The 25,580-nt window shown below is 75.7% G+C and carries 22 protein-coding genes; 16 read left to right on the top strand and 6 right to left on the bottom strand.

Features of this window, described 5'->3' with window-relative positions; genetic code table 11:
• Position 1 precedes the first annotated feature (1 nt).
• Positions 2–2,197, bottom strand: a complete 2,196-nt coding sequence (locus tag Q0858_RS18775) for a Stk1 family PASTA domain-containing Ser/Thr kinase (RefSeq protein WP_299057701.1) — start codon at positions 2,195–2,197, stop codon at positions 2–4.
• A 123-nt stretch (positions 2,198–2,320) separates the two neighbouring features.
• Between Q0858_RS18775 and Q0858_RS18770 the strand changes: the two genes are divergently transcribed.
• A complete protein-coding gene (locus Q0858_RS18770; protein WP_299057699.1) occupies positions 2,321–2,725 on the top strand; it encodes an Rv2175c family DNA-binding protein in 405 nt (134 codons plus the stop codon).
• 30 nt (positions 2,726–2,755) lie between these two features.
• On the opposite strand, the gene Q0858_RS18765 is transcribed toward Q0858_RS18770, so the two are convergent.
• The gene (locus tag Q0858_RS18765) at positions 2,756–3,832 is read right to left on the bottom strand and encodes a polyprenyl synthetase family protein (protein WP_299057697.1); all 1,077 of its coding nucleotides are present in this window, start codon (positions 3,830–3,832) and stop codon (positions 2,756–2,758) included.
• Between the two features lie 73 nt (positions 3,833–3,905).
• Here Q0858_RS18765 and Q0858_RS18760 point away from each other — a divergent pair, with 73 nt between their 5' ends.
• Complete coding sequence (locus Q0858_RS18760; RefSeq protein WP_366916025.1) at positions 3,906–4,841, top strand: methylenetetrahydrofolate reductase; 936 nt, start codon at positions 3,906–3,908, stop codon at positions 4,839–4,841.
• Between the two features lie 24 nt (positions 4,842–4,865).
• Here the strand turns inward: Q0858_RS18760 and Q0858_RS18755 are convergent, their stop codons facing one another.
• On the bottom strand, positions 4,866–6,176 hold the full coding sequence (locus Q0858_RS18755; protein WP_299057695.1) for an FAD-dependent oxidoreductase: 1,311 nt from the start codon (positions 6,174–6,176) through the stop codon (positions 4,866–4,868).
• 94 nt (positions 6,177–6,270) lie between these two features.
• Here Q0858_RS18755 and Q0858_RS18750 point away from each other — a divergent pair, with 94 nt between their 5' ends.
• The 4 genes from Q0858_RS18750 to Q0858_RS18735 all read left to right on the top strand — a co-directional run bounded on the left by Q0858_RS18750 (position 6,271) and on the right by Q0858_RS18735 (position 8,804).
• A complete protein-coding gene (locus tag Q0858_RS18750) occupies positions 6,271–6,774 on the top strand; it encodes a hypothetical protein (RefSeq protein WP_299057693.1) in 504 nt (167 codons plus the stop codon).
• Positions 6,775–6,958: 184 nt separating this feature from the next.
• The gene (locus Q0858_RS18745) at positions 6,959–7,432 is read left to right on the top strand and encodes an SAV_6107 family HEPN domain-containing protein (protein ID WP_299057691.1); all 474 of its coding nucleotides are present in this window, start codon (positions 6,959–6,961) and stop codon (positions 7,430–7,432) included.
• Positions 7,433–7,470: 38 nt separating this feature from the next.
• On the top strand, positions 7,471–8,211 hold the full coding sequence (locus Q0858_RS18740; RefSeq protein WP_299057689.1) for a methyltransferase: 741 nt from the start codon (positions 7,471–7,473) through the stop codon (positions 8,209–8,211).
• 74 nt (positions 8,212–8,285) lie between these two features.
• On the top strand, positions 8,286–8,804 hold the full coding sequence (locus Q0858_RS18735; protein ID WP_366916024.1) for a DUF3040 domain-containing protein: 519 nt from the start codon (positions 8,286–8,288) through the stop codon (positions 8,802–8,804).
• Between the two features lie 453 nt (positions 8,805–9,257).
• Here Q0858_RS18735 and Q0858_RS18730 read toward each other — a convergent pair whose 3' ends face one another.
• The 3 genes from Q0858_RS18730 to Q0858_RS18720 are packed head-to-tail and all read right to left on the bottom strand — an operon-like array spanning position 9,258 to position 13,976.
• A complete protein-coding gene (locus tag Q0858_RS18730; protein WP_299057686.1) occupies positions 9,258–11,714 on the bottom strand; it encodes a DUF3488 and transglutaminase-like domain-containing protein in 2,457 nt (818 codons plus the stop codon).
• The gene (locus Q0858_RS18725) at positions 11,711–12,979 is read right to left on the bottom strand and encodes a DUF58 domain-containing protein (RefSeq protein ID WP_299057684.1); all 1,269 of its coding nucleotides are present in this window, start codon (positions 12,977–12,979) and stop codon (positions 11,711–11,713) included. The genes Q0858_RS18730 and Q0858_RS18725 overlap by 4 nt, the downstream gene beginning before the upstream one ends.
• Before the next feature lie 10 nt (positions 12,980–12,989).
• Entirely contained in the window at positions 12,990–13,976 is a 987-nt protein-coding gene (locus tag Q0858_RS18720; RefSeq protein ID WP_299057961.1) for an AAA family ATPase, read from the bottom strand.
• 334 nt (positions 13,977–14,310) lie between these two features.
• Here Q0858_RS18720 and mraZ point away from each other — a divergent pair, with 334 nt between their 5' ends.
• From mraZ to ftsW, 10 genes are all read left to right on the top strand, one after another.
• The gene (gene mraZ / locus Q0858_RS18715; RefSeq protein WP_299057682.1) at positions 14,311–14,739 is read left to right on the top strand and encodes a division/cell wall cluster transcriptional repressor MraZ; all 429 of its coding nucleotides are present in this window, start codon (positions 14,311–14,313) and stop codon (positions 14,737–14,739) included.
• Between the two features lie 213 nt (positions 14,740–14,952).
• The gene (locus tag Q0858_RS18710; RefSeq protein ID WP_299057680.1) at positions 14,953–15,102 is read left to right on the top strand and encodes a hypothetical protein; all 150 of its coding nucleotides are present in this window, start codon (positions 14,953–14,955) and stop codon (positions 15,100–15,102) included.
• Between the two features lie 17 nt (positions 15,103–15,119).
• Complete coding sequence (gene rsmH / locus Q0858_RS18705; RefSeq protein ID WP_299057959.1) at positions 15,120–16,148, top strand: 16S rRNA (cytosine(1402)-N(4))-methyltransferase RsmH; 1,029 nt, start codon at positions 15,120–15,122, stop codon at positions 16,146–16,148.
• Complete coding sequence (locus Q0858_RS18700) at positions 16,145–16,789, top strand: hypothetical protein (RefSeq protein WP_299057678.1); 645 nt, start codon at positions 16,145–16,147, stop codon at positions 16,787–16,789. The genes rsmH and Q0858_RS18700 overlap by 4 nt, the downstream gene beginning before the upstream one ends.
• Positions 16,786–18,543, top strand: coding sequence for a penicillin-binding protein 2 (locus Q0858_RS18695; RefSeq protein ID WP_299057676.1), 1,758 nt, complete (start codon positions 16,786–16,788; stop codon positions 18,541–18,543). Before Q0858_RS18700 ends, Q0858_RS18695 begins: the two co-directional genes overlap by 4 nt.
• Before the next feature lie 149 nt (positions 18,544–18,692).
• Positions 18,693–20,198 carry a UDP-N-acetylmuramoyl-L-alanyl-D-glutamate--2,6-diaminopimelate ligase gene (locus Q0858_RS18690; RefSeq protein WP_299057957.1) on the top strand — a complete coding sequence of 502 codons (1,506 nt, stop codon included), beginning with the start codon at positions 18,693–18,695 and terminating at the stop codon, positions 20,196–20,198.
• A gap of 5 nt (positions 20,199–20,203) precedes the next feature.
• A complete protein-coding gene (murF, locus tag Q0858_RS18685) occupies positions 20,204–21,661 on the top strand; it encodes a UDP-N-acetylmuramoyl-tripeptide--D-alanyl-D-alanine ligase (RefSeq protein WP_299057674.1) in 1,458 nt (485 codons plus the stop codon).
• Positions 21,658–22,767, top strand: a complete 1,110-nt coding sequence (mraY, locus tag Q0858_RS18680; RefSeq protein ID WP_299057672.1) for a phospho-N-acetylmuramoyl-pentapeptide-transferase — start codon at positions 21,658–21,660, stop codon at positions 22,765–22,767. Before murF ends, mraY begins: the two co-directional genes overlap by 4 nt.
• Positions 22,760–24,262 (top strand): UDP-N-acetylmuramoyl-L-alanine--D-glutamate ligase, encoded by a 1,503-nt coding sequence (gene murD / locus Q0858_RS18675; RefSeq protein ID WP_299057670.1) that lies wholly within the window; start codon positions 22,760–22,762, stop codon positions 24,260–24,262. Before mraY ends, murD begins: the two co-directional genes overlap by 8 nt.
• Before the next feature lie 25 nt (positions 24,263–24,287).
• Positions 24,288–25,568 (top strand): putative lipid II flippase FtsW, encoded by a 1,281-nt coding sequence (gene ftsW, locus Q0858_RS18670; RefSeq protein WP_299057667.1) that lies wholly within the window; start codon positions 24,288–24,290, stop codon positions 25,566–25,568.
• Positions 25,569–25,580 lie beyond the last annotated feature (12 nt).

Raw genomic sequence — 25,580 nt, 5'->3', positions numbered from 1 at the left:
CTCAGATGACGGTGAGCGTGACCCGGGTGCCGGGGTCGACCGTCTCGCCCTCGCCGGGGTCGACCGCGGTGACGTAGCCGAGCTCGAAGATCCCGCCGCCCTCCTCGACGACGACCAGGCCCAGGTCCTCGAGGGTCCGTCGGGCCTCCTCGACGCTGCTGTTGACGATCCCCTCGGGGATCACGACCCCCTCGGGACCGCTCGAGACGACGAGCTCGAGGGTGTCGCCGGGCAGGAGCTCCTCGCCCGCGCCGGGGCTGCTGGAGACGACGAGCCCCTCCTCGAGGGTCTCGGAGGACTCCTCGGTCCGGACCACCTCGACCCCGGCGTCGGAGTAGCGCTGCTCGACCTCGTCGGCGTCCTGCCCGACGAGGTCGTCGACTGCGACCGGCTCCGGCCCGAGGCTCACGACGATCGAGACCCGGCTGCCGGGGCTCAGCTCCGTGCCGGCCTCGGGGTCGGTGCCGATGACGTCGCCCTCGGCCACGCTGTCGCTGTACTGCTCGGTGGCGTCGTCGACGACCAGGTCGAGCGCGAGGAGCGCGTCCTGTGCACGGTCCTCGCTGCCGCCGCGCAGGCGCGGCACCTCGACCCGCTCGGGCCCGAGGGACAGCGTGAGCGTCACCGTGCCGCCGTCGAGGACCCGGTCGCCGCGGTCCGGGTCGGTGGACATGACCTCGCCCTCGGGGACCGTCTCGGAGTAGTCCTCGTCGACGTCGACGTCGAGCCCCGCGGCCTCGAGCCGCTCGGTGGCGGCCTGCTCGTCCAGGCCGACCACGCCGGGGGTCGAGGTGTAGCGGCCGAAGCCGAGCCACCAGCCGCCGACGGCCGCCGCGAGGAGCAGGAGCACGAGGGCGCCGACGAGCAGGGTCCCCCGCCGTGACCGGGCTGGACGGCCCGGCCGCCCCGGCTGACCCGGGCCGCTCCGCGGGGGGCGCGGCGGGTAGCCCCCGGCGGGCACCGGCGCCGGCCGGGACGGCGCCGGGGCGGGGGGGACGACCGGGAGGTCCTGGGTGTCGCGTCGCGGTCCGACCGGGGGACGCACCCGCGTCGCGCCACCGGCCCGCTCGCGGGTCGGGTCCGGACGGGGCAGCGCGACCGGGGGCTCCCACGAGTCGGCGTCGTCCGCCGGCGGCCACCGCGCCTCGGCCTCGCCGGCCCCGAAGAGCCAGGTGCCGCTGTCCTCCGGCTCGGGCCCGGTCGCGCTCTCGGCGTCGTCGTACGGCGTGGGGACGTCGGGCCCGCCGACCGGGAGGGGCCGCAGGTCGCCCACCAGCTCGGGGTCGTCGACGGCGCCGGCGTCCAGCGCCTGCAGGACGCGGCGGACGTGGCGCAGCAGCACCCCGGCGTCGGCCGGCCGCTGGCCCGCGTCCCGGACGCAGGCGCGCGCCACGAGCGCGTCGACGTACGCCGGGATGCCGGGCACCGTCGCCGACGGGGCGGGCACGTCGGTGTGGACGTGGTGGTAGGCGATCTGGATGGGGGTGTCGCCCCGGTGGGGCTTGAGGCCGGTCAGCAGCTCGTGCAGGACGACGCCCGCGGCGTACACGTCGGCTCGGGGGTCGGCGTGGCCGTCGGTGAGGAGCTCGGGGGCGAGGTAGGACACGGTGCCGATGAGGACGCCGCCGGTGGCGGTGTGCTGGCTCTCCGCGCTGACCGCCTTGGCGAGGCCGAAGTCGGCGACCTTGACGCGCGCGCCGGCGTCGGTGTGGCCGGCGCTGACGTCGGCGATGAGCACGTTCTCCGGCTTCACGTCACGGTGGACGATCCCGGCGCGGTGCGCCGCGGCGAGTGCGGCGAGGACGGGCTCGAGCGTGCGCAGCGCCGCCGCGGGCGGCAGCGGGGCCTCGTCGCGGACGACGTCGCGCAGCGTCCGGCCCGGCAGGTGCTCCATGACGAGGTAGACCAGCCCGTCGTCCTCGCCCTGGTCGTGGACGGCGACGACGTTGGGGTGCGACAGCCGCGCCGCCGAGCGGGCCTCCCGCACGAACCGGGCGACGAACTCCTGGTCGTCGCCGAGCGCGCTGTGCATGACCTTGAGGGCGACCGTGCGGTCGAGGCGGGTGTCGACCGCGACGTGCACGGTGGCCATCCCGCCGCGCGCGATCCGCGGTCCGACGCGGTAGCGGCCGTCGACCAGGTGTCCCTCGAGGGAGGCGTCGGCGGGACCGCGCTGGCGCACGTCGCCGTCCGTCATCGTCCCTCCCCGCCGTCCGGCCCGGCGCCGGTCGGTGGTCCATCGTACGAAGACCCGGTCCTCCCGTGCCGCCCACGCGCACCGGCCGTGTCGCGCGCGCCGCCCGTGCGACACCATGGAGCCATGAGCAGCACCACCGGCAGTCCCTCCCCGGACCCCCTCGACGGACCCCTCGCCGCGGCGGACCTCGACGCCCTCGTCGACGAGTGGGGCGACTGGGCGCAGGTCGCCGACCTCCTCGACGTCCCGCGGACGAAGGTCGGCACCCTGCTGCGCGAGCACCGCCTCGCCGCGGCGGTGCCGCGCCCCGGCGCCGGCCAGCGGGTGCCGCTGGCGTTCGTGCAGGACGGCGAGGTCGTCAAGGGCCTCCCGGGGATCCTCACGGTCCTCCACGACGGCGGGTACGACGACCGCGAGTGCATCGCCTGGCTCTTCACCGACCTCGGGCTGCCGGGTCGGCCGATCGACGCGCTGCGCGAGAACCGGGGCAGCGAGGCCAAGCGCCGCGCCCAGGCGATGGCGCTGTAGTCCCTCGGGGCCGGGGAGGCCCTCAGGCCGTCAGGCCGTCCGGGACGTCGCCGCGGCGCCCAGGGCCCGCAGCGCCGCGGTCGCGGTCTCGTCCAGCCCGGCCCGGTCGAGCGCCGCGTCGGCGTGCGTGACCAGCCCGGTGATCGCCTCCTCGACCTGCGCCTCGGCGCCGGAGTCGACGATGAGCTCCTGGAGGTGGCGCAGGGTCGCGGCGTCGTGGGGGCGTCCGAGGCTCGCGGCGAGCTCGTCGCGGTCCGCCGTCCTCCCCGCGGCGGCCAGGCCGTCGAGGGCGAGCGCGACCAGGACCGTCTGCTTGCCCTCGACGAGGTCGTCGCCCGCGGGCTTGCCGGTGACGGCGGGGTCTCCGAACACGCCGAGGAGGTCGTCGCGCAGCTGGAAGGCCTCGCCCAGCGGCAGCCCGAAGGCGCCGAGGGCGTCCTGGGTGGCGGTGTCCGCGCCGGCGAGGGCCGCCCCGAGGTGCAGGGGCTGCTCGACGGAGTACTTGGCGGACTTGTAGCGCAGCACCGTCATGGCCTCGGCGACGTCCTCGAGCCCCCGGGCCTGTACGGAGATGTCGAGGAACTGCCCGGCGATCACCTCGGTGCGGCAGAGGTCGAGGACGTCGAGCGCGGCGCCGACCTGCTCGGCGGGCAGCCCGCAGCGGCGGAGCATCTCGTCGGACCAGCTGAGCAGCAGGTCGCCCAGCAGGATGGCGCCGGCGGCGCCGTACCGCTCCGGGGGGCCGCTCCAGCCGGCGGCGCGGTGCTCGGCCTCGAGCGCGCGGTGCGCGGCGGGGTGACCGCGGCGGGTGTCGGAGGCGTCCATGTAGTCGTCGTGGACCAGGGCGCTGGCGTGGAGCAGCTCCAGCGAGGCGCAGGCGCGCAGCAGGGCGGTCTCGTCGACGACGTCCGGGCGGACCGCCCGGTAGCCCCACCAGCAGAACGCGGCCCGCAGCCGCTTGCCACCGGCGGTCGCCGTCCGCGCCTCGGCGAGCAGCCGCGCGGCGTCGGCGCCGAGGGGCTCGAGCCGCGGCGCCATCGAGTCGAGGAAGCCCGCGACCTGGGCGGAGACCGCGGCGCGGAAGGTGGCGTCGTCGCTGTCGGGCACGGGTCCGAGGCTAGTGGGGCCGGGCCGCGTCGGGATTCGGGGCGGCCGCCGGGGCGTGCCTAGACTCCGATCCGTGGCCGACGGCGTGCAGTCCCAGGCGGGCTCGGGTGAGCACTTCCACGACCCGCGCGACGCGCGGCGCAGCATCGCGGCGCTGATCGCGGCGGGGGAGCGGTCGTACTCGTTCGAGTTCATGCCGCCCAAGGACGAGGCCGGCGAGGCCCAGCTCTGGACGGCGATCAGCGAGCTCGAGCCCTACCGGCCCACCTTCGTGTCCGTCACGTACGGCGCCGGCGGCTCGTCGCGCGACACCACCGTCCGGGTCACCGGCCGCATCGCCCGCGAGACGTCGATGGTGCCGCTGGGCCACCTGACCTGCGTGGGCCACAGCGAGGCCGAGCTGCGGTCGATCCTGGCGTCGTACGCCGGGGCCGGGGTGCACAACGTCCTCGCGCTGCGGGGCGACCCGCGTGAGGGGCCGCGCTCGCCGTGGACGCCGACCGAGGGCGGCTTCACCTACGCCGAGGAGCTGGTCCGGCTGGCCGCGGGCGGCGGGTTCACCGTCGGCGTCGCGGCGTTCCCCGGCGTCCACCCGGGCGCCGAGTCGGTCGAGCGCGACACCGAGGTGCTGCTCTCCAAGCAGCGGGCGGGCGCCGAGTTCGCCATCACCGACATGGTCTTCCAGGCCTCCGACTACGCCGCCCTGCTGGAGCGCTCGAGCGCCCGGGGCGTCGACTTCCCGATCCTCCCGGGGATCATGCCGATCCTGAACCTCGGCCAGGTCGCCCGCATGGCGGAGCTGTCGGGCCGTGAGCTGCCCGCCCGGGTGCGGGAGCGCGTCGAGCGCCACGGCGACGACAAGGCGGCGGTCCGGGCGGAGGGCATCGCGATGGCCGCCGAGCTGTGCGTGGAGCTCGAGGCCGCCGGCGCGCCGGGGCTGCACTTCTACACGCTCAACCGCTCCACCGCGACGCGCGAGATCTTCTCGGCGCTGCGCATCACGGCCTGAGGCTCGCCGACCCCTCCCGGATTCTCAGACGGGCGGGACCTCCGCGGCCACCAGTGCCGAGGCGAGCCCGACGAACGCCAGCCCCGGCCCCACGGCCGCGTGCGCGCCGGTGACGAGCACGCCCGGGACCGGGGTGCGCGGCCCCAGCCGCTGTCGCGTCGTGCCGCGCCCCTCCCAGCGCACGCCGTACGGCGACCCGCCCCACCGCTCCGCCGCGGCGCGGGGGGAGAGGTCGATCCGGGTGACGACGTGCGGCCGGACGTGGACGCCGCGCTCGGCGAGCGAGCGCACGGGGTCCTCGGCGCCCCGGCCGCGGGCGACGACCGTCCAGGCGGCACCCCCGGCCGGCGCGGACCCGGGGGGCTGGACGCGGACGACGAGCAGCGGGTCGCCGTGGATCACGGTCTCGTGGTGCGGCAGGTCGGGCAGGTCGCCCTCGAGCCCCAGGTGGGCGACGACGGGCGGCATGGCCGGCTGCGTCGCGCCGACGTGCGGGGCCAGGACGGGCAGGCGGCGCGGGTCGATCGCGCAGACGACGACGTCGGCGTCGACCTCGCCCGCCGACGTCGCCACGGCGACCGCGCGTCCGCCCCGCACGACGACGTCGTGCACGCGGGTGCCCAGCCGCACCTCGGCCCCGCGCCCCGCGAGCCGGTCGGCGAGGACCTCCGTCACCGTGGCCATGTGGGTCGGCACGCTCCAGGTGCCGAAGCGCTGCTCGAGGTAGGCCACCACGCCGGCCCACGCCGGCACGCCGCCGGGCTCGTGGCCGTCGACGTCGAACGGGTGGCTGGCCACGAGCCGCAGCCGGCGGTCGCGCAGCCCCCGGCGCAGCGCCCGCTGCAGGGTGGCCCGGGAGTCGAGCAGGCGGGCCGTCGCGGTCCGCCCCACCTCGGGGGACCAGCGGCGCTCGAGCACGTCGGTGCGGAGCAGCTCCCAGGTCTCGGTGTACGACGCGACGTACGCCGCCCACTGCTCGCCCAGGCCCGCGCCGAGGCCGTCGACGGCCCGGACCTGCGCGCCCCGCGAGCCGCCCGGCAGCGCCAGGGAGGTGCCGTCGGCGAACCGGTGCTCGCGGACCACGTCGTGGGCCACCAGGTCCATCTCCCGCTCGAGCGGCCGTCCGCTCTTGCGGAACAGGTCGCGCAGCACGGCCGGCAGCAGCGTGTACGTCGGACCGGCGTCCCAGGTGTGCCCGTCCCGCTCGACGCGCCTGCAGACGCCGCCCGCGGCGTCGGCGGCGTCGAGGACGACGACCTCGTGGCCGAGCCGGACGAGGCGGGCCGCGGCGGCCAGCCCGCCGAACCCGGCGCCGACCACCACCACCCGCGCCATGGCGCCAGGCTAGGCGGACGTCGGTGCGCGGATGTGCGCGCCTCCGTGGTGGGCGGCAGAATGGACCCCTCACGACGGACGCTGGAGGGCGCGGATGAGCCAGGTCGAGGCACGGCGCGCCGAGCGTCCCCCCGCGTCGGTCCGGGCCGCCACCGCCGTGATGGGCGTGCAGGCCGTGCTCCTGGCCGCCCTCGTCGGGGCGACCGTGGTGTGGGAGGACCTCCTGGTGACGGCGTGGGCCTCGGACAACCCGGCCGCCGGCGCGGTCGTGGAGCAGGGTGGTCTGACGGCCCTCGAGGAGTCGCCGGTCGCCGTCCCCGACTTCGTGCCGCTCGCCGTGGTCGTGTTCCTGACCCTCGTGCCGATCGGCGCCGTGCTCGCGGCGATGCTGCGGCACCGCGCCGGCTGGGTCCGCACGTGGCTGACCGCGGGCGCCGCGGCCGGCGTGGTCGCCGCGGCCCTGGCCGCCCGGACAGGCGCGCCCCTCGCCTTCACGGGCCTCGCCGTCCTGACCGGTCTCTCGTGCGTCGCGCTCGTCGCCTGCCTGTGGCACCCGGGGACCTCGCGCTGGCTCGCCCGTCGCGCCCCGGCGGCCTGACGTACAGCCCGCGCCGGGGTGCTTGACCCCGGCCGACGCCCGACCTACTCTGGTCACATCGAACACGCGTTCGATCGACCGTGGTGGCGTCGCCTCGACCCCGGCGTCACCACGGTCACCCCCGGGTCGAGTCCCCGTTCCCGACGGGCGGTCGGCGACCGCCCGCGCCCACCCGGAGGCCGCCGTGCGACCACAGACGATGCTCCACCCCCAGGCCCTCCCGGCCAGCACCCACGCCTACCTCGACCGGTCGGCGGCCTCGTTGGAGGTGGCGGCCACCACCCCGGACGTCAACCGTCGCTACGCCACCGCCCACGTCGCCGCCCTCCAGGCGGCTGCCGCGCTGCTGGCCGCCCGCGCCCAGCCGGACCCGCGGCGTCGTCCGCAGCGCAACGCCTGGGTGCTCCTGACCCGCGTCGCCCCCGAGCTCGCCGAGTGGGCCCGGTTCTTCTCCGACGGCGCCGCCCGGCGCGCCGCCGCCGAGGCGGGGGCGAGGGGAGCGGTCTCCGAGCGGGAGGCCGACGACCTCGTCCGTGACGCCGACCGGTTCCTGGCCACGGTGGAGTCGGCGCTGGGGCTCGTGCCCCACCACACCGGCCCCCGGCGGACGGCCGTCGCCGGGCGAGCGGCGTACGACCTCGAGCGCCCGTCGGCCTGAGCGCGGCCGAGGGCGGCGCCGACACTAGGGTGTGCGCCATGCCCGCGCCGACACCCGAGCGACCCTCCGAACGTCGCGGTGCCGCGCGGACGACGGTGCTGTGGGCCACGCTGCGCGACGCGCTGCCCGCCGAGCCGGCCGACGTCCTGGACGTCGGCGGCGGTACCGGTGGTCTCGCCGTCCGGGTCGCCGAGCTGGGGCACCGGGTCACCGTGGTCGACCCCAGCCCGGACGCGCTGGCGATGCTCGCGCGCCGAGCCGACGAGCGTGGGGTGGCCGAGCGGGTCCACGGCGTCCTGGGCGACCTGGCCGACCTGGGTGGCGTCGAGCAGGTCGACGCCGTCCTGTGCCACGGCGTGCTCGAGGTGGTGACCGACCCCGTCGCCGCGCTGACCGCACTCGCCGGCTGCCTGAGGCCCGACGGGGTGCTGAGCCTGGTCGTCGCCCAGCGGTACGCCGCCGTCCTGGCGCGCGCCATGGCGGGCCACCTGGTGCAGGCCCGCGAGCTGCTCGACCCCGCGACCCCGCCCGCCGCCGCCCCTCGCGGTCGACGCTTCACCCACGAGGAGCTCCGGACCCTGCTCGGCGGGGCCGGCCTCGACGTGGTCTCCGTCCACGGCGTCCGCGTGTTCGCCGACCTGGTGCCCGGGGCGCTGCTCGACCTGGAGCCCGGCGCCTCGCAGGCGCTGGTCGATCTCGAGCAGGCGGCCGCGGTGCGCCCGGAGCTGTTCCCGCTGGCGACCCAGCTCCACGTCGTGGCTCGCGGCGGGCGTCCCTGACCCCGGCCGCACCACGGACGGGCGTCGGTGATTTCCGCACCTTGGGTACCGTCGTCGGCAGAGGCTGCCTAGACTTGTCGTCTCGTCATCGCCGGGGTCCCCGAGGACCCCTGTGTACTTGGGAGGTCCCCTTGCCGCTCTCGGAAGAGGAGCTGCGCATGCTCGAGCAGATGGAGCGCGCGCTGGTCGAGGAGGACCCCAAGCTGGCGTCCACCCTGCGGGGCACCACGCTCCGGCGTGCCGCCCGCCGTCGTGCCATCGGCGCCGGGGTCGTGTTCCTCGGCGGAGTCGCCGTCATGCTCGGTGGCGCCGTCTCCGGCTACACCGTCATCGGGGTCGTCGGCTTCGTCATCATGCTGGCCTCCGCGACCCTCGGCATCGCCGCCGTCCGCAGCCGCCAGCAGGTCGGCGACGGCGCGCCCCACGACGCCGGCGAAGCCACCGGTGGCCCCTTCACCGTCATCGAGGGCGGCCGCAGCCGAGGCCGTGGCCGCAACCGTCAGCGCCGCGAGCGTGAGCGCGCCTCCGGCTCCTTCATGGAGCGCATGGAGGAGCGGTGGCGCCGCCGCCGCGAGGGCGGCCAGGGCTTCTGAGCCCCACTCCCTGACGTCGAGTCGGCACGTCTGCGCACGCTGAAGGCGTCGAGTTGGCACGTGTGCGCAGGCTGAGGGCGTCGAGTCGGCACGTCTGCGCAGCCGGAGGGCGTCGAGTCGGCAGGTCTGCGCAGGCTGGACGCGCTGAGCCGGGCGGCGGTCGCGTCGGAAGGCACGTGCTTCGCTCACTCATGGGGCTCGCGGTGCGCGCAGGTGCCGACTCGGGCGACGTACGGCGTGATCAAGCGCCGCCTCGAGGCTCGTACGGTGCGCAGACGTGCCGACTCGAGCCTTGTGAAGTGCGCAGACGTGCCGACTCGAGCCTTGTGAAGTGCGCAGACGTGCCGACTCGAGCCCTGTGAAGTGCGCAGACGTGCCGACTCGAGCCTGATGAAGTGCGCAGACGTGCCGACTCGACCGCTCCCAGCTGCGCAGACGTGCCGACTCGGCTCCTCAGACCAGGCGGTCGACGACGGTGCCGGGGCGTCCCGCCCCCGAGCCCGTACGACGGGTGGCCGGCGTGGGCGCGGCGGGCCGCGCCGCCGTGGGGAGCGCCGAGGCGGGCAGCCAGCGGGCGAGGCGGCGGCGTCGTCCGCCGGTGGCACCGGCGAGGGCCAGCCGGACGGCTTCGACGTCGGCGTCCAGGGCGGCGGCGTGGCCCGGGTCCTGGGCGGGGGTCGCGCGGGCGTAGCGCTCCTGCTCGACCGCGGCGACGAGCCGGCGCAGCGCGGGGACGGCGGCGGCGTGGTCGCTGGCCGCACGGTCCGACCGGGAGTCGGGGTCGGGCTGCAGCAGGGGCTCGAGCAGGGCGAGGGCCTGGCGGGGCGAGCGCCCGGCGGGCCAGGGCTGACGCAGGTCGACGACGGTGTCGCGGAGCTCGGCCCAGGCGGCCTCGACCGGGCTCCAGGTGGTCCGGCGGTGGGTGCGGCGACGGCGTCGCAGCAGGGCGGGCGCCGCGGCCAGGAGCACCACGAGGGCGAGGCCGCCCAGGGACAGGGCGACCGTGCGCCACGCCGCGAGCGGTGAGGAGGACGTCGCCGAGGCCTCGACGGCGACCTGCCGGTCGGCCGGCTCGGGGACCCCGCCCTCGCCGCCGCCCTGGTCGGGGATCGGCGCGTCCCCGGCGCCCTGCCCGGGCTCGGTGACGTCCGGGCGGTCGGTGTCGCCGAGGCCCTGGGTGTAGTCCGGGACCTCCGAGGCGCGGCCGGCGGGGGTGGGCTCGAAGCGGACCCAGCCGGAGCCGGGGAAGTACAGCTCGGGCCAGGCGTGCAGGTCGTCGGAGGAGTACTCCCACAGGGCCTCGTCGCCGTCGCTGCCGACCTGCTCGGGGTGCAGGAAGCCCACCGCGACCCGGGCGGGGATGTCGAGCGCGCGCGCCATCACGGCCATCGCCGAGGCGAACTGCTCGCAGTAGCCGGTGCGCCCGTCGGGGCCGTCGTCGAGGAACGACACCAGGTCGTCGGCGCCGTTGCCGCTGTCGGCCTGCAGGCTGTAGGTGAACCCGCCGTCGCGGCGGAACCACTGCTGCAGCGCCACCGCGCGGTCCAGGTCGGTGGTGGCGCCGTCGGTGACGGCCCGGGACAGCTGGCGCACCTCGAGCGGCAGGTCGTCGGGCAGCTCGGTGAACTCCGAGCCCAGCGCGCTGCTGCTGGGGGTCGAGGTGACGAGCGCGGCCTGCGTGATGTCCAGGTCGAGACCGGTCGCGGTGTAGCGCAGCCCCGCGGTGGTGAGGTCGTCCTCGGCGGCGATGAAGTCGCGGGTGGAGACGTCGTACTTCCACAACCCCTCGGCGTCCACGCGCTGCGCGGGGAACGGCGTGGGCAGCCAGGCCGAGACGAAGTCGGGGGAGACCCGGATGTCGTAGTCGTGCTCGCGCCGCGCGACGGTCTCCGCGACGCCCTCCGGCGCCGGCATCAGCCCGGACGCGCTCTGGTCGTCGGGCAGGTCCCGGTTGCCGCTCGTCCAGGCCTCGTCGGAGAAGCGGTTCAGCACCGAGATACGCAGGTACGACGGGTCGGGGTCGGAGGTGCGCAGCTGCAGCAGCGGCGTGTCCTCGGGCCGGCGCAGGTCGCGGCGCAGGTCGGTCATCGGGTTGGTCAGCGAGATCTCCCGGTCACCACCGCCCGTGCCGTCCCCGTCGAGGGCGGCCAGGCCGAGGGTGGGGACGGCGAGGGGGACGACGAGCGCCAGGCCCGTCGCGGTCGCGCCCAGGCCGAGCGCCGTGGCCCCCACCCCGCCGGTCCGGACGCCGAACCCGGTGTCCTGGACGGCGTCGTCGCGGTCTCCCGCGGTGCCGTCCTCGGCGGCGTCCCATCGGTCCAGCTCGGCGGCGGTGCTCTGGAAGAGCATCCACAGGAACCCGGCGGCGGGGGCCGCGAAGACCCACCACGTCACCTCGCCGCCCAGCATGCTGACCGGGAGCGTGTAGACCGTCAGCAGCGGCAGGCCCGCGAGCGAGACCGTGCGGATGCTGCAGGCGAGCACGTCGACCATCAGCAGGCACGCCAGGCCCGCGAGCAGCAGCAGCGGCTCCACCGGGGGGACGTCGCCGCCGACCGGGGCGGCGTACCGCCCGGCGCTGACCACGGCGTCCTCGAGCGCCCGGACGGCGAGCGCCACGGTGTCCGGCGTGGGCAGCCACGACCCGGTCGCACTGCGGAGGAACCCGACCGCGGCGACGCCGAGCTGTGCCACGACGACGAGCACCGCCGGCACGCCGAGGGTGCGCAGCGCGCTGCCGACGACCGCGACCACGAGGCCGATGCCCAGCAGCGGGACGAGGAAGCGGTCCGGGTTCTCGGTGAAGCCGCGCCACGCCATCGTCGTCGTCCACGCGGTGAGGCACGCCGTCAGGGCGAGCAGCAGGTCGCGGCCACCGGAGATCCGGCCGCGGCGGTACGACGCGCTCATCGTGCGAGTCCCGTCAGGGGCGCGCTCGTCGCGGACGGGTGGGCCAGGCGGGCCCAGGCGACGTCGACGGTCTCGGCGGGCCACAGCTCGGAGAGCCGCCAGCCCTGGCTCGCCAGCACGGCCCGGGTCGGGGACGCCGGGCGCCCGTCGGTGCCGTCCCCCCAGGCCGACAGGTCGACCGGCAGCGCCACGGCGGTCCCGGCGTGGTGCCGCATCCGGCGCAGCACGGGCGCGTCGCCGGGCTCGGAGCCGCCGAGGAGCGCGACGAGGATGCCGCCCCGAGCGCTGTCGGTGAGCCAGGAGGTGTCGAGGTCGACGCGGGAGGTCGGGGTGAGCACGGCGAGGGCCTCCAGCAGCGCGGTCGAGTCGGTGGTGCCCGTGCGGTCGTGCCAGCCGGCACCCGGGTGCTCGCCCGCGGCGGTCACCAGCCGCACCATGTAGCCCCGGCGGGTCAGGTGCACGGCCACCGAGGCGGCCGCCGCGACGGACAGCTCGAGCGAGGACGCCGCACCCTGCCCGCGGTGCGCGCGGGCACGGTCGTCGACCATCACCGTGGCCCGGGGCTGCCAGGGCTGCTCCTCGCGGCGCACCATCAGCTCGCCCGCCCGGGCCGAGCTGCGCCAGTGGACGCGGCGCAGGTCGTCCCCGACGCGGTAGTCGCGCACCGTGACGTCCTCGGCGCTGCCGGTGGCGAAGGAGCGGGGGCGCTCGTCACCGGCGCCCGTCCACTGCCCGCCGAGGGCGACCGGGGCCAGCGGGACGACCGCGGGGACGACGACCAGCGACGTCTCGGACCGGAACGACCGGCCCACCTCGACGAGGCCGAAGGGGTCGCTGACCCGCACGTCCATGGGGCCGACGGGGTAGCGGCCCCGCACGCCTGGACGCACGGGGTAGGAGACGTGGCGCCGCCAGCCGTGCCCGATGCCCTCGAGCACGAACCGGGGGCGGGAGCCGAGCGCGTGCGGCACGTGGTCCTCCAGCAGCAGCACCCCGGTGGGGGTGCGGCCCTCGTTGACCAGCAGCAGGTCGACGCGGGCGGCCTCGCCGACGGTGAGGGTGGACGGCGTGACGGTGCGCTCGAGCGTCAGGCGGTAGCGGCTGCGGCCGATGGCGAACGCCGCGAGCAGCGGCAGCAGGGCGACGAGGACGCCGACCCGCACCAACGCGGACTGCCCCAGCACCACGGCGCACAGCACCGCGGTCAGGCCGGCCGCGACGAAGGCGCGCCCGCGGACCGTCAGTCCCGCCAGGGCCTCACGCACGCTCCCGTCCTCAGCGGCCGGGCTCGGGGACCGGCACCTCGGCCAGCAGCCCGCGCAGGACCTCGGAGGTGCCCCGACCCGCCATCGTGGCCTCGACCGAGGGCAGCAGGCGGTGGGCGAGCACGCGCTCGGCGAGGTCGCGGACGTCGTCGGGCAGCACGTAGTCCCGGCCGGCCATCGCCGCGCGGGCCTTCGCCGCGCGCAGCAGGTGCAGCGACGCCCGGGGCGAGGCGCCGAGGGTCAGCTCGCGGGAGGCGCGGGTGGCGGTGGTGAGCGCGACGACGTACCGCTGCACGGCGGGGGCGGCGTACACGCCGCCGACGATGCCGACCAGCTTGCGGATCTCCGCCGCGTCGGCGACCGGCTCGAGGTCGTCGAGCGGGTCGGCGGACGTGTGGTGCTCGAGCATCGCGAGCTCTGCGGCCTCGACCGGGTAGCCCATGGACACCCGCGCCATGAAGCGGTCGCGCTGCGCCTCGGGGAGGGGGTAGGTGCCCTCCATCTCCACCGGGTTCTGCGTGGCCACGACCATGAAGGGCGCCTGCAGGGGGTACGTCGTCCCGTCGACGGTGACCTGGCGCTCCTCCATGCACTCCAGCAGGGCGGACTGCGTCTTGGGGGAGGCGCGGTTGATCTCGTCTCCGACGACGAGGTTGGCGAAGATCCCGCCGGGGCGGAACTCGAACGAGCGGGTCTCCTGGTTGAACACCGAGACGCCCGTGACGTCGGAGGGCAGCAGGTCCGGCGTGAACTGGATGCGCCGCACGCTCGCGTCGATGCTGCGCGCCAGCGTCTTGCTGAGCATCGTCTTGCCGACGCCGGGCACGTCCTCGACCAGCAGGTGACCCTCGGCGAGCAGGACGGTGATCGCGGACGCCACGACGTCCGGCTTGCCCTCGATGACGCGCTCCACGTTGGCGCGGATGCGCTCCACGACGGAGACGAGGGTCGCGATGTCGCCGCTGCGGTCCGGCGGCGCGCCGGCCTGGTGCCGCATCGTGTCGCTCTCGGCCGCTTCCGGTCGGGTCACTGGTCCCTCTCCTGTGGGTGAGGACACCACCGTAGTCGGCCCGCCCCACCCGGTCCCTCCACCTGCCTCCACCCGGTGGGCTCCCGTCCCTCCACTTCCCTCCACCCCGCCCGTACGGCGTCCTGGTCGGCCCCACGTCGGGCCCGGGAGGCCGTCCCGGGCGTCCCCGGTTCGCGGGTCGCTGCCGTGCGCGGGCGCGAAAAGGCGCGGAAAGGCGGGGAAAGGGGTCGGATGTGGTTGCAGGTGGAGGAAAGTGGGTTAGAGTGGAGCGCAGTGGAGGATCGTGGGAACGGGGGGTTCGATGTTCATCGGAACCTTCGCACCCAAGCTCGACGACAAGGGCCGGCTGATCCTCCCGGCGAAGTTCAGGGACGCGTTCGCGGGGGGAGTGGTGATGACGAAGGGGCAGGAGCGCTGCATCGAGCTCCAGACGTCGGCACAGCTCGAGGCCAAGGCCGTCCGCCTCCGTGAGGCGTCCATGACCAACCCCGAGGTCCGCGGCTACGTGCGGATGCTCTTCACCGGCGGCCACGAGCAGGTCCCCGACAAGCAGGGGCGCGTCGGCGTGCCGACGAACCTCCGCGACTACGCCTCCCTCGACCGCGAGGTCGTCGTCCTCGGCGTGATGGACCACGTGGAGATGTGGAACCCGCGGACGTGGGAGTCCTACTCCGCGGAGCAGGAGCCCAAGTTCGCCGAGCTCGCCCACGAGGTCTTCCCCGGCATCTGATCCAGCACCACGGCACGCGCAGCACCACCAGCAGGACCGGCACCACCAGCAGCACAACTCGACAGCGGGACGCGCAGGACGAGGCCTCTGGCCCGCCCGCGAGGAGTCATCTGACGCACCTTCCCCGGCGCCAGAGGACCCCCGGCGGGCGGGCAAGGGACCTGGACCGGCGCCTCCCGCCGACGGGACCACCACCGGAAGGGTCGAGACATCGTGAGCACGCGCCAGGCCCCCCAGGGCACGCCGCCGGTACGCCGGGTGCGCGAGCAGGCGCGTGACGTCCTCGCCGTGATGGCCTTCTCCGCGGTCGCCTCGACGGCGCTGGCCGCCGGGCTCCTCCTCGTCCTGTCCCTGGGCCGGTAGTCGCCGTGACCGAGCCGGTGTCCCCCCAGGGAGCGGACGACGGGGCGGACGCAGGCTCGGGCGCGACCCACGAGCCCGTCATGCTCGCCCGGGTCGTCGAGCTCCTCGCGCCCGCCCTGACCCACGACGGCGCGACCCTGGTCGACGGCACGCTGGGCCTGGGCGGCCACACGGCCGCCGTCCTCGAGGCCTGCCCCACGGCGCGCGTCGTCGGCATCGACCGCGACCCGGCCGCCCTCGAGCGGGCCGGGGCGCGGCTCGCGTCGTACGGCGACCGCTTCACCGGCGTGCACGCCACCTACGACCAGCTCGCCGACGTCCTCGACGACCTCGGCCTGCGCACCGTGGACGCGGTCCTCCTGGACCTCGGCGTCTCCTCGATGCAGCTCGACCGGCTCGACCGCGGGTTCGCCTACCGCGCCGACTCGCCGCTGGACATGCGCATGGACCCCACCGGTGGCGTCACCGCGGCCGACGTCCTCAACACCTACGACGCGAAGGACCTCTCCCGCGTGCTGTCGCACTTCGGGGAGGAGAAGTTCGCCCGCCGCATCGCCGAGGCGGTGGTGCGCGAGCGCGCGACCGAGCCCTTCGCCTCCTCCGGGCGCCTCGTCGAGCTGCTGTACGACGTCATCCCGGCGCCGGCCCGCCGGACCGGGGGCCACCCGGCGAAGCGCACCTTCCAGGCGCTCCGCATGGAGGTCAACGACGAGCTCGGCGGCCTGGGCCGCGTGCTGCCGGCCGCGCTCGAGGCCGTCGGCGTCGGTGGCCGCGTGGTCGTGGAGTCCTACCACTCGCTGGAGGACCGCCTGGTCAAGCGCGCATTCAGCGCCGCCACGACCAGCACCGCCCCGCACGACCTCCCCGTCGTGCCGCCCGAGCTCGAGCCGTCGATGGTCGCCGTCACCCGCGGCGCCGAGCAGGCCGACCCCGCCGAGCGGGCCACGAACCCCCGCGCCGCCAGCGTCCGCCTGCGGGCGGTCGAGCGTGTCCGACCGACCGGTTCCTCCCGCTCTCAGCAACGCGCCCCCGGAGGTGCCCGATGAGCAGTCCGCTCCGTCTCCCCGACCCGCACCCCCGCGAGGCGCGCGAGCCCCGCCGCACGCGGCCCCCGCTGCGCCTGGCGCCCCGCCGCCGCCCGCGACCGCCGAAGGTGCCCTTCGTCGTGGTGGTCGCCCTCGTCGCCCTGGGCGGCGTCGTCGGCCTGCTCCTGTTCAACACCTCCATGCAGCAGGCCTCCTTCGCGGCGAGCGCCCTCGAGCGGCACGCGGGCACCCTCGCCGCCCGGGAGCAGAAGCTCCAGATGGAGCTGGAGGGCCTCCGCGACCCGCAGCGGGTGGCGCGGGCCGCCCGCGACGCGGGCATGGTCGTCGGTCGCAGCACCTGCTTCCTCTCCCTGGCCGACGGCGCCACCAGCGGGCCCTGCACCCCCGCGACCGCCGCCGACGGCATGCCCATCGAGCCGCAGCCCCAGGCCCGGCCCGGGGTCCTCGACCCCGCCCCGACGTACGTCGACCCGCCCGCCGAGCAGAACCAGGTGGGCGACACGGGCTCGCGTGGCGGCGCGGGGGACGCCCGGGGGTCTAGGAATGACCCACGGGGCGCCGACCGCGGCGCCCGCGACCGCGACCGTGACCGCGGCGACGACGGCACCGCCCGTGGACGCCGGGGAGGAGCCACCCGGTGAGCCGAGCCCGTCCGAGCCTGCGAGGTCAGTCGGTCCTCCGCCTGCGCGTCGCGATGGTCGTGATCGCGATGGCGCTCTCCGTCCTCGGAGCCCGCCTGGTGCAGCTGCAGGGCGTGGACCCCGACTCGTACGCCGAGATGGCCGCCGCCGAGGGCACGGTCGACGCGGTCCTGCCCGCCCAGCGCGGCGAGATCCTCGACCGCAACGGTGTCGCGCTGGCGAGCTCGGTCGACGGGATGATGGTCGTCGTCAACCCGCAGCTGGTCGACGAGGACGCCGCCCCCGAGCTGGCCCGGCTGCTCGCCGACCGCCTCGACGTCGACTACTTCGACACCCTCACCCAGGTCCGCGACCAGCGCTACCAGTTCCGCTACGTCGCCCGCCGGGTGCCGTCCACCGTCGCCAACGAGACCCTCGAGGCCGTCGAGGACGCCGGGTTCGACGGCCTCAGCCTCGAGGAGGACCCGGTCCGCGACTACCCCGCGGGCGACGTCGCCGCGAACCTCGTCGGCTTCATGGGCGCCGAGGGTGAGCCCCGCGCCGGTCTGGAGCTGACGTTCGAGTCGATGCTGCACGGCACCGACGGCGAGGCGCGCTACTCCACCGGCGGCGGCAACCGGATCCCGCTGGGGGAGACCAGCACCGTCGACCCGGTCGACGGCGAGGACCTCACGCTGACCATCGACCGCGACGTCCAGTGGTTCGTCCAGCGGGCCCTGCGTAACGCCGTCGAGGGTGCCGACGCCGACTCGGGGGTCGCGATCGTCCAGGACACCCGCTCGGGGGAGATCCTCGCCCTGGCCGACCACCCCACCTTCGACGCGTCCCAGCCGCTGCTGTCGGACAAGGCCGACCTGGGCTCGCGCGCGCTGAGCGACGTCTACGAGCCGGGCTCGGTCCAGAAGGCGCTCACCCTCGCCTCGCTGCTGGACGCCGAGGAGGTCACCCCGACCACGCGGATCACCGTGCCGTCCGAGCTCGAGAGCGGCGACACCGTGATCGGCGACTACTGGGACCACGACACGCTGCGGCTCACCGTCGCCGGCGCGATCTCCCAGTCGTCCAACATCGGCACCGTCCTCGCCGCCCGGCGGATGGACCCCGAGCGGCTCCACGACTACCTCGTCGGGTTCGGCGAGGGGGCCCCGACCGGTGTCGGGGTGGGCGGGGAGTCGACCCTGCCGCTCCCCGACGGCGAGGTCTGGACCCCCATGGCCGCCGACCGCATCGCCTTCGGCCAGTCGGTGTCGGTGAACGCGCTGCAGATGACGGCGGGGATCAACGCCATCGCGAACGGCGGCGTGTACGTCAGCCCCAGCCTGGTCCGGGGCTCGGCCACCACCGCCGCGGGCGACGAGGTCGGCACCGACGAGGTCGAGCGCCGTCGGGTCGTCTCCGAGGTCGCCGCCCGCCAGACGTCCGACGTCCTCGAGCAGGTCGTGGACCCCGAGACCGGCGTCGCCCCCGGGGCGGCGGTCCCGGGCTACCGGGTCGCCGGCAAGACCGGCACGGCGCAGCGCGCCAACGACGAGTGCAACTGCTACGACGGCACGCTGACCGTGTCGTTCGGCGGCTTCGCCCCGGCCGACGACCCCCGCTTCACCGTCTACGTCGCCGTGCAGAACCCCCGCAACGGCGGGGGCGGCGGGTCGGTCGGCGGTCCGGCGTTCTCCTCGATCATGGGGCAGCTGCTGCGCCACTACTCCGTCCCGCCGACCAACTCCAGCCCCGCCGAGCTCCCCATCGAGTGGTGAGCGACCCCACGTCACGGGCGCGGGTGCCGGGGTGCGGCGCCCGGGGCCGATAGCCTCGCCGGGTGGTCGAGGAGGATCGGGTGGAGACGCTGCGCGCGACGCGGCCGAGGCACCGTGAGCCGGTGCCGCTGGGGGACCTCGTGGCGGCGCTGGAGGACGGGGCGGGCACCGTCGAGGTCCACGGTGACGCGACCGCCGTCAGGGTCGGCGGCCTGACCCTCGCCACCTCCCGGGTCCTGCCCGGCGACCTGTACGCCGCCCTGCCGGGCGCCCGTGCCCACGGCGCCGACCACGCGCCCGCGGCGCTGGCCGCCGGGGCGGTCGCCGTCCTCACCGACGCCGAGGGCCTGCGGCGCCTGCCGGGCGACGTCGCCGACGGGGCCGTACCCGTGGTCGTCGTGGACGACCCCCGCCGCCTGCTCGGTGCCCTCGCCGCCCGCGTGTACGGCGACCCCGCCGGCCGGATCCGCCTCGTCGCGGTCACCGGCACCCAGGGCAAGACCACCACCACCCGCCTCGCCCTGTCCGCGCTCGAGGCGGCCGGAGTGCGCGCCGCGGCCATCGGCACCGTCGGCACCCGGGTGGGTGGCCGTGACCTGTCGACGAAGCTCACCACCCCCGAGGCCCCCGACCTGTTCGCCCTGCTCGCGCTGATGGTCGAGGAGGGCGTCGAGGTGTGCCTGATGGAGGTCTCCAGCCACGCCCTCGTCCTCGGTCGCGTCGACGGGGTCGTGTTCGACGTCGCCTGCTTCACCAACCTCGGCCGCGACCACCTCGACTTCCACACGGAGGTCGAGGACTACTACCGCGCCAAGGCCTCGCTGTTCACGCACCGGCGCGCCCGCCGCGCCCTGGTGAACCTGGACGACGAGCACGGCCGTCGACTCCTGGCCGAGACCACGCTGCCCGTCCGCACCTTCTCGGGGTCGGGCACCCCCGGCGCCGACTGGTGGGCCGCGGACGTCCGCTCCGACGCCACCGGGTCGTCGTACACGCTGCACGGCCCGGAGGGCCTCGCCCTCGGCACCGGCGTCGGCCTGCCCGGCGACTTCAACGTCGCCAACGCCCTCGCCGCCCTCGCGTGCCTCGGCGAGGCCGGCCTCGACGTCGCGGGCCCGGCCGGCGTGATGGCCACCGCGGGCGGCGTCCCCGGTCGGCTCGAGCGGGTCGGGGACGGGAGGACGGACGGCGACACCGACGTCACCGTCGTCGTCGACTACGCCCACAAGCCCGACGCGGTCGAGGCGGCGCTGGCGGCCATGCGGACCCTCACCACCGGCCGGCTCCTGGTCGTGATCGGGGCCGGCGGCGACCGCGACCCCGGCAAGCGACCCCTGATGGGCGCCGTCGCGGCCCGCCTCGCGGACGTCGTCGTCGTCACCGACGACAACCCCCGCTCCGAGGACCCCGCCGCGATCCGGGCCGCGGTCCTCGACGGTGCCCGCGCCGAGGACACGGGGTGCCTGCTGGAGGAGGTCGGCGACCGCCGCGACGCCGTACGACGGGCGCTCGCGCTCGCCGGGCCGGGCGACGTGGTCGTCGTGGCCGGCAAGGGCCACGAGACCGGCCAGGAGGTCGACGGCGTCGTCCACCCCTTCGACGACCGCGCCGTGGTCCGCGAGGAGCTCGCCGCCCGGGCGGGGGCGTCGCGATGATCCCGATGACGCTGACCGAGGTCGCCGCGGTCGTCGGTGGCCGGCTCGCCGACGCGACCGGCGACGAGCTCGTCACCGCACCCGCCACGATCGACAGCCGTGACGTCCCCGCCGGCAGCCTCTTCGTGGCCCTGCCGGGGGAGCGGGTCGACGGCCACGACTACGCCGCCGGAGCGGTCGCCGACGGGGCCGCCGGGGTGCTCGGGGCCCGCGACGTCGGGGTGCCCGCCGTCCTCGTCGAGGACCCCGCCGCGGCCCTGGGGGTGCTCGCCCGCCACGTGCGCGACCGCCTCGCCGCCACCGTGCTCGCCCTCACGGGCAGCCAGGGCAAGACCGGCACGAAGGACTACCTCGCCGGCCTCCTCGCCCACACGGGGGCCGAGACGGTCGCCACCCGTGGCAACCTCAACAACGAGCTCGGCGTCCCCCTCACCGTGCTGCGCGCCACCCCCACCACCCGCTACCTCGTCGTCGAGATGGGCGCCCGCGGCGTCGGCCACATCGCCCTGCTCTGCGGCATCGCCCGGCCCGACGTCGCCGCCGTCCTCAACGTCGGCTCCGCCCACCTCGGGGAGTTCGGCTCCGTCGAGGCCATCGCGCGGGCCAAGGGCGAGATCGTGGAGTCGCTCGCCCCGGACGGCGTCGCCGTGCTCGCCGCGGACGACCCGCGGGTCGCCGCCATGCGTCCCCGCACCTCCGCCGCGGTCCTCACCTTCGGCGGGCCCGGCGCCGACGTCGCCGGCGACCTCCTCGCCCTCGACCCTCGGGGCCGGCCCCGCTTCACGCTGTCGCACGGCGACGAGCGCGCCGAGGTCACCCTCGCCCTCCCGGGCCGTCACCAGGTCGCCAACGCCACGGCCGCCGCGACCATGGCGCTCGCCGCCGGGGTGGGGCTGGCGGACGTCGCCGCCGGCCTGACCGCGGCCCGTCCGGACTCGCGGTGGCGCACCGAGGTCACCGAGCGCGCCGACGGCCTGCTCGTGCTCAACGACGCCTACAACGCGAACCCCGCCTCCATGCACGCTGCGCTCGCCACTCTCGTCGACCTCGCCGCCGGCGACGGCTCCGGGGCGCGCCGGCGGACGGTCGCCGTCCTCGGCGAGATGAAGGAGCTCGGCGGGGCGGCGTACGACGGTCACGTCGAGGTGGGCCGCGCCGCCGCCCGGCAGGGCGTCGACGTCCTGGTCGTCGTGGACGGCGCACCCGGCGGCGCCGCGGCGGGCCTCGCCGACGGGGCCGAGACGGCCGAGGACACCCCCGGGACGGCGCAGCACACCCCGCTCGTCGTGCGCACGACGGGTCGCGACGAGGCCACGGCGTGGGTAGGTGAGAATGTCGCGGCGGACGACGTCGTCCTGGTCAAGGCCAGCCGCGGCGTCGCGCTGGAGCGCGTGGCGGAGACGCTGACGCACGGACCGACGGAGTCATCGACGGAGTCATCGAGGGAGGGAGACCCGACGTGAGGGCGATCCTCCTCTCGGGTGGGCTGGCGCTCATCATCTCGCTGCTCGGCACCAAGGTCGCGATCTCGGTGCTGTCCAAGCGGGGCTACGGCCAGGAGATCCGCGACGACGGCCCGACCAGCCACCACACGAAGCGCGGCACGCCCACCATGGGCGGGATCGTCATCATCCTGGCCACGGTCGTCAGCTACTTCGCGGCCAAGCTGCTGACGATGAGCGTGCCGTCGGCCTCGGCGCTGCTGCTGCTGTTCCTCTTCGTCGGCATGGGCCTGGTCGGCTTCCTCGACGACGCCATCAAGATCTGGAAGCAACGCTCCCTGGGCCTGCGGAGCAAGGCGAAGATGGTCGGGCAGACCGTCGTGGCGCTGGTGTTCGGGGTCCTCGCGCTGTCGCCGTGGCTGGCCGACGAGAACGGCCGCACCCCCGCCTCGGAGAAGGTCTCCTTCATCCGCGAGATCGACTGGCTGGCGCTGCCGTTCGTGCTGGCGGTGCTGCTGATCTGGCTGATCATCGCGGGCACGAGCAACGGCGTGAACCTCACCGACGGCCTCGACGGCCTCGCCACCGGCGCCTCGGTGATGGTCTTCGGCGCCTACACGCTGGTCAACATCTGGCAGAACAACCAGTTCTGCCAGACCAACCCCACCGGCTCCTGCTACGACGTGCGAGATCCGCTCGACCTCGCGGTGGTGGCGGCGGCGATCACCGGGGCCTGCTTCGGGTTCCTGTGGTGGAACGCGTCCCCGGCCGCCATCTTCATGGGCGACACCGGGTCGCTCGCCCTCGGCGCCGCGCTCGCCGGCTTCGCCGTGCTGACCCGCACCGAGCTGCTCCTGGTCATCCTCGGCGGCCTGTTCCTGCTCGAGACCCTCTCGGTGATGGTCCAGGTCGGGGTGTTCAAGGTCAGCCGCGCCAGCGGGTTGTTCCGCACCGTGTTCCGCGTGAAGGCGGGGCACCGCGTGTTCCGGCTCGCCCCGCTGCACCACCACTTCGAGATGCTCGGCTGGGAGCAGGTCACCGTGGTGATCCGCTTCTGGATCATCACGGGGCTGTTCGTGGTCGTCGGGCTCGGCATCTTCTACGCCGAGTGGGTGGCGAATGTCTGACGCACACGAGGGCGCCCGCGTCGAGCGGCTCGGCCGCGACGACTGGGAGGGCGTCCGCGCCGTCGTCGCCGGCTTCGGGGTCTCCGGCTTCGCCGCGGCCGACAACCTCACCCACGTCGGCGCCCGCGTCGTCGCCGTCGACGACCGCGAGACCGAGGCGCTGGCCGAGCGGGCCGAGCTCCTCGGCGTGCTCGGCGCCGACGTCTCGCTCGGTCCCGGCAGCACCGGGGCCGACGCCCTGCCCGACGACGCCGAGGTCCTCGTGGTCTCCCCGGGCTGGCGTCCCGACGCCCCGCTGGTCGCCGAGGCCGAGCGTCGCGGCATCCCCGTCTGGAGCGAGGTCGAGCTGGCCTGGCGCCTCCGCGAGAAGCGGCCCGACGGCACCGCGACCCCCTGGCTGGCGGTCACCGGCACCAACGGCAAGACCACCACCGTGCGGATGCTCGAGTCGATCCTGCGCGCCGCCGGCCTGCGCACCGTCGCGGCCGGGAACGTCGGCCTGCCGCTGACGGAGGCCGTCATGGACCCCACGCCGTACGACGTGCTGGCGGTCGAGCTGTCCAGCTTCCAGCTGCACCACACCCGCAGCGTCGCCGCCGAGTCCGCGGTCTGCCTCAACGTCGCCGAGGACCACCTCGACTGGTACGCCGACATGGACGCCTACGCCCGCGACAAGGGCCGCGTCTACGCCGGCGTCTCCCGGGCCTGCGTCTACAACACCGCCGACCGGACCACCGAGCAGCTGGTCCGCGACGCCGAGGTCGTCGAGGGCGCCCGCGCGATCGGCTTCACCCTCGGCACCCCGGGCGTGGGCATGGTCGGCCTGGTCGAGGACATCCTCGCCGACCGCGCCTTCGTCGAGGCGCGCGCGACGAGCGCGGCCGAGCTGTGCACCATCGACGACCTGTTCTCCCCGGCGCCCCACGTCGTCGAGGACGCCCTCGCCGCCGCCGCCCTGGCCCGCGCCCACGGCGTGACCCAGGCCGCCGTGCGGGACGGCCTGCGCGACTTCCGCCCCGACGGGCACCGCATCGCGGTCGTCGCCGAGGGTGACGCCGGGCGCGGCGTCCGCTGGGTAGACGACTCCAAGGCGACCAACCCCCACGCCGCCCGATCCTCCCTGCTGGCCTACGACCCCGTGGTGTGGGTCGCGGGCGGGCTGGCGAAGGGCGCGCGGTTCGACGACCTCGTCCGGGACGTCGCGCCGAGGCTGCGGGGAGCGGTGCTCCTGGGCCACGACCGTCACGTGATCGCCGAGGCTCTCGCGCGACACGCCCCGGATGTCCCCGTCACGCAGGTCGAGGACGGCGAGACTGCGGAGCGGACCGGCCCCATGGGCCGCGCGGTCGACGCCGCCGCACGACTCGCCCAGCCGGGCGACACCGTGCTCCTGGCTCCCGGCTGTGCGTCGATGGACCAGTTCACCGACTACGCCGCTCGCGGCGACGCCTTCGCGGAGGCCGTCCGAGAGCACCTGCGTAGGCCGACCGACTGACGCCACCCCGGAGGCAGGGACCACGATGACCACCCTCGACCCCGGGCCGTCCCGCACGGCGCCCACGAGGCGCACGGCCCCCACGGGGCCCGTCGCCACGGACACCGCGCCCCGCCCCGGGCTCCGCGCCCGCCTCGCCGCCCCGGTGGTGTGGTGGCGCGCGCTGCGCGCCTCCCTGGACCGTCCGCTCGCGGTGTACTACCTGCTGCTCGGCGCGTCCGGCCTGCTGCTGACCATCGGGCTGCTGATGGTGCTGAGCGCGTCCAGCGTCTACTCCTACAACGTCCACGACCGCGACTCGTACGCCGTCGTGACCCGCCAGCTGCTGTGGGTGGTCATCGGGCTGCCCTGCGCGTTCGTCGCCTCCCGGCTGCCGCTGCGGGCGATCCGCCTGCTGGCGTGGCCCGCGCTCGGCGTCGCCGTCCTCCTGCTCGCGCTCACCGCGACCCCGCTCGGCACCTCGGTCAACGGCAACACCAACTGGCTGGCCCTCGGGCCGCTGCGGGTGCAGCCGTCCGAGATCGCCAAGCTCGCCGTCGTGCTGTGGGCCGCGCACGTCTACGCGCTCAAGGAGCGGCGACTCGGCGAGCTGTCCCACGTCCTGCTCCCGGTCGCGCCCGTGCTGCTCGGTGTCACCGGGCTCGTCGTGTGGCAGCGCGACCTCGGCACCGCACTGGTGCTCGCCGCGATCCTGCTGGGGATGCTCTGGGTCGTCGGAGCGCCGCTGCGCCTGTTCGCGATCGCGTTCGCCGCCGTCGCCTCCGTCGCCCTGTGGCTCGCCTCGACCAGCAGCGAGCGCCGCGAGCGGCTCCTCAACTTCACCGACCCGTTCTCCGACTACCACGACGCGGGCTGGCAGCCGGCCCACGGCCTCTACGCCCTGTCCAGCGGCGGGGTCTTCGGGCAGGGCATCGGCGCCAGCCAGCAGAAGTGGGGCTACCTCCCGGAGGCCCACACCGACTACATCTTCGCCGTCCTCGGCGAGGAGCTCGGCCTCGTCGGGACTCTGCTCGTGCTGGTGCTGTTCGCGACCATCGCCTTCGCCGCCGTCCGCATCGCGGCCGCCTCGACCGAGCCCTTCGTCCGCTACGCCTGCTTCGGGATCGTGGTCTGGCTGCTCGGGCAGACCCTCATCAACCTCGGCATGGTGCTCGCGCTGCTCCCCGTCATCGGCATCCCCCTCCCGCTCGTCTCGTACGGCGGGTCGGCGCTGCTGCCCTCCCTGGTCGCGCTGGGCCTGCTGATCGGGTTCGCCCGCCGCCAGCCGGAGGCGGCCAAGGCGCTGGCCGAGCGTCGCCGCGGCTAGGTTCCTCACCAC

It is taken from the genome of uncultured Nocardioides sp., assembly GCF_947489365.1.
Taxonomy (GTDB): Bacteria; Actinomycetota; Actinomycetes; order Propionibacteriales; family Nocardioidaceae; genus Nocardioides.
The sequence above is the reverse complement of the archived record's forward strand: the minus strand, read 5'-3'. Positions and strand labels throughout refer to the sequence as shown.

Bases quoted from the DNA above. Each gene is read 5' to 3' on its own strand.
- Q0858_RS18750 (WP_299057693.1), top strand. From the start codon at position 6,271: ATGAGCCAGGTCGAGGCACGGCGCGCCGAGCGTCCCCCCGCGTCGGTC.
- Q0858_RS18700 (WP_299057678.1), top strand. From the start codon at position 16,145: ATGAGCAGTCCGCTCCGTCTCCCCGACCCGCACCCCCGCGAGGCGCGC.
- Q0858_RS18770 (WP_299057699.1), top strand. From the start codon at position 2,321: ATGAGCAGCACCACCGGCAGTCCCTCCCCGGACCCCCTCGACGGACCC.
- ftsW (WP_299057667.1), top strand. From the start codon at position 24,288: ATGACCACCCTCGACCCCGGGCCGTCCCGCACGGCGCCCACGAGGCGC.
- mraZ (WP_299057682.1), top strand. From the start codon at position 14,311: ATGTTCATCGGAACCTTCGCACCCAAGCTCGACGACAAGGGCCGGCTG.
- Q0858_RS18775 (WP_299057701.1), bottom strand. From the start codon at position 2,197: ATGACGGACGGCGACGTGCGCCAGCGCGGTCCCGCCGACGCCTCCCTC.
- Q0858_RS18755 (WP_299057695.1), bottom strand. From the start codon at position 6,176: ATGGCGCGGGTGGTGGTGGTCGGCGCCGGGTTCGGCGGGCTGGCCGCC.
- Q0858_RS18730 (WP_299057686.1), bottom strand. From the start codon at position 11,714: ATGAGCGCGTCGTACCGCCGCGGCCGGATCTCCGGTGGCCGCGACCTG.
- Q0858_RS18720 (WP_299057961.1), bottom strand. From the start codon at position 13,976: ATGCGGCACCAGGCCGGCGCGCCGCCGGACCGCAGCGGCGACATCGCG.
- Q0858_RS18740 (WP_299057689.1), top strand. From the start codon at position 7,471: ATGCCCGCGCCGACACCCGAGCGACCCTCCGAACGTCGCGGTGCCGCG.
- murF (WP_299057674.1), top strand. From the start codon at position 20,204: ATGACGCTGACCGAGGTCGCCGCGGTCGTCGGTGGCCGGCTCGCCGAC.
- murD (WP_299057670.1), top strand. From the start codon at position 22,760: ATGTCTGACGCACACGAGGGCGCCCGCGTCGAGCGGCTCGGCCGCGAC.